The sequence below is a fragment of the Salinisphaera sp. SWV1 genome, from assembly GCF_052044155.1.
GTDB lineage: Bacteria > Pseudomonadota > Gammaproteobacteria > Nevskiales > Salinisphaeraceae > Salinisphaera.
In genome coordinates this window covers 1-713 of the sequence record NZ_JBQDYE010000120.1, presented here as the reverse complement: position 1 = coordinate 713, position 713 = coordinate 1, and the positions used below count along the sequence as shown (strand labels likewise).

The window sequence follows — 713 nt, the reverse complement described above, 5'->3', positions numbered from 1 at the left end:
CCGTTCCAGACCGGCTGCCAGCTGTGCTTGGACACGCCCAGAATGCCGACCTCGGGCGAGTTGACGATCGGCGTGAAGGCCGTGCCGCCGACGCCACCCAGGCTTGAGATCGAGAAGCAGGCGCCTTTCATGTCGTCGCCGCGGATCTTGCCGTCGCGGGCGCGGGACGAGACGTCGTCGAGATCGCGCGCGATCTCGTAGATGCCTTTCTTGTCGACATCCTTGATCACCGGCATGAGCAGGCCGCCCGGGGTATCCACCGCCACGGCGATGTTCACGTATTGCTTGTGAACGAGGGACTCGCCATCGGCGGTGAGCGAGCTGTTGAGATCCGGGAAGGCCTTGAGTGCCGCCGCCGAGGCTTTCAACAGGAAGGCCAGCGGGGTGAGCTTGACGCCGTCTGCCTTGGCTTTTTCCTTGTTCGCCTGACGGAATTGTTCCATCTCGGTGATGTCGGCGGTGTCGAACTGGGTGACATGCGGGATGAGCAGCCAGTTCTTGTGCACGGCCTTGGCCGAGATCTTGCGGATGCGGGACAGCTCGGTGATTTCGACGTCGCCGAACTGGCTGAAGTCGATGTCCGGCTGGCTGGGCACGCCGCCACCGCCGGCCGGCGCGGCCGCTCCCGCACTCTTGCCGCTCTGGACTTGATCGAGCGCGCCTTTCACGTAGGACTGCACGTCCTCGAAGGTGATGCGGCCCTTGTGGCCCGA

General features: G+C 64.5%; 1 protein-coding gene. It reads right to left on the bottom strand.

Annotated features, from left to right (window positions below):
- Positions 1-713 (bottom strand): 2-oxo acid dehydrogenase subunit E2 (locus ACS8YF_RS19730; RefSeq protein WP_440851789.1); only part of this gene is annotated, 713 nt, incomplete at both ends.